2 protein-coding genes are annotated in these 2,079 nt (G+C 56.8%); one reads left to right on the top strand and one right to left on the bottom strand.

Annotated elements, in window-relative coordinates:
- Positions 1–189 precede the first annotated feature (189 nt).
- Entirely contained in the window at positions 190–522 is a 333-nt protein-coding gene (locus tag FVQ81_18450; protein ID MBW7998512.1) for a hypothetical protein, read from the bottom strand.
- A 97-nt stretch (positions 523–619) separates the two neighbouring features.
- Here FVQ81_18450 and FVQ81_18455 point away from each other — a divergent pair, with 97 nt between their 5' ends.
- Complete coding sequence (locus FVQ81_18455; GenBank protein ID MBW7998513.1) at positions 620–1,480, top strand: DUF5131 family protein; 861 nt, start codon at positions 620–622, stop codon at positions 1,478–1,480.
- The last annotated feature ends 599 nt before the right edge of the window (positions 1,481–2,079 follow it).

The following is a 2,079-nucleotide window of genomic DNA, read 5'->3' on the forward strand; positions in this document are numbered from 1 at the left end:
CTAGCCAATTCTCGTCCTCTCTATTCTTTGGGCGATCTGCCGGGAGGCCGGTGCCGTGGCCGTGACGATCCGGCCCTTCCATTGGCTGGCGAAAATCAAAGGCTTCCGGGGCTGGCGCTACCGTTGGTGGGAAACATGTATCGAGGTGCCATTCCCCGGCTGGAAAACGGATGAGGTGGGATGATGGCTCTACACCGAATCGTCGAATTGCGTGGGCATGATCCCCACCCAGGCGGACTCCCGTTGATCTCGAATGGCGTCTTGCAGGTAGAACAAGTCATGGTCCGGAACGGGAAGGCACAGGAGTATCGCGGAATGCCCGGTTGCAGACATTTCGGTCAAGTCTTCGAGGCCGTAAAGGAAACGGTGATACGGCAAACGCTCCGGAGCTTCGGTGTAAATTCCAGGGTTTTCATGGATTCCGGTGAAGGCATCGACCACCTTTGCCGCAGGAAGAGCGCAACTGACACCGCCTACTGCCACGGCAGCGGCCATGGCCGTGCCTTTTTTCAATATATCCATAGATCGTCCCTGATCAGTTGGTGAGAGAAGAAACCCATTTCCTTCCAATAGGATACCCCCGAATCTGACACGGATCAACTATCTCCTGGGAACGAGAATGACCGAAAACACTTCCATCCCCTGGTGCGATCACACCCTCAACTTCTGGATGGGTTGCCACAAAAAGAACGCTGCCTGCAAGAACTGCTACATGTACCGGGACATGCCGCGTTATGGCCGCGATCCCTACGATGTGCGCAAGACCGGGGAGGCCACCTGGTCAAAAGCATTCGACTGGGATCGCCGGGCCGGGGAGCGCGGAGTAAAGGAGAAGGTCTTCGCCTGTTCCTGGTCGGATTTCTTCATCGTGGATGCCGATCCCTGGCGTCCGGACGCGTGGGAGGTGATCCGCAACACCGTCAACCTGATCTGGATCATCCCCACCAAACGCCCGGAGCGCATCGCCGCATGTCTCCCCCCCGATTGGGGCGCGGGTTGGCCCCACGTCTGGCCGCTCGTTTCCGTGCATGACCAGCCCAGCGCCGACCTGTTCATCCCCCAGCTCCTCAAGGTGCCCGCCGCCGTCCATGGCGTCTCCTACGAGCCGGGCCTCGGGCCGGTGGATTGGATGCCCTGGCTCGTGCCGGAATGCCGTCCTCACTGGGCAAAGGGATACCAACCTAGAAAGGAAGACCGTCAGGCATTGGCTGCCCTTGCCCGTGCAGGCGCGAAACAGATGGATTGGCACCTCCTCGACTGGATTATCTTCGGTTTCGAGTCCGGCCCCAAGGCCCGGCCCGGCGATTTGCAATGGATCCGTGACGGGATCGACCAGTGCCGCTTTGCCGGGATCGCCCCCTTTGTAAAACAACTGGGCAGCGTCTGGGCGCGGGAGAACAAAGCCAAGGATCGCAAGGGCGAAAACCCCGCCGAATGGCCCGCCGATCTGCGGGTGCGCGAATTTCCGAGGGTGGTGTAGGTGAAAAAAAATACTTGCTGTTATATTTAATTGGAAAATAAAGGATTAGACCGAATATGTATTCTATTCAAATTGATTTATTGGGCGTTGGGTTGCAATGGATGTCCTCAACCCGCAAGGTGCAGACAAGCAGTGGTTAGGTCAATTTCCTAATGCGAACCAAGATGCTTGGAAGATTACTTAAAACCCAAAGTCACCTTGTTAAGAAGGAGCAAGCAGAGTGGCGCGCTCGAAATCCGGTTCGCCGCGAACAGCGATACGGGCCAATGCAAAGCCGGCTCATGGCCCTGGCAAGACGACCGCTCCTTTGGTCGCTTACAGTCCTTAGTAGCTTTGCCGCCCTATCCATCGCTGTATATGCCATCCCATGCGGATGGTTTTTCGTCCCATGTGGAGCGCTTCCCCGCATTAACCCGACTTTCGAGGCAACCGATGTTGTCACCTATTTCTCTTCGCTTTGGACCGTCCAGGCAACTGTAGCAGCGCTGATCTACCCAATCGTGATCGCGCTTGTGGTGTTGCTGCTCCAAAGAGGTCACAGCGCGAAAGCCATTCTCCACATCTACTTGCACGATTCTGCGGCGATTTTCTCAGGACTG

The organism is Candidatus Glassbacteria bacterium (assembly GCA_019456185.1).
Classification (GTDB): Bacteria; Gemmatimonadota; Glassbacteria; order GWA2-58-10; family GWA2-58-10; genus JAJRTS01.

Coding starts and splice junctions, on each gene's coding strand:
- FVQ81_18455 (MBW7998513.1), top strand. CDS start 620: ATGACCGAAAACACTTCCATCCCCTGGTGCGATCACACCCTCAACTTC.
- FVQ81_18450 (MBW7998512.1), bottom strand. CDS start 522: ATGGATATATTGAAAAAAGGCACGGCCATGGCCGCTGCCGTGGCAGTA.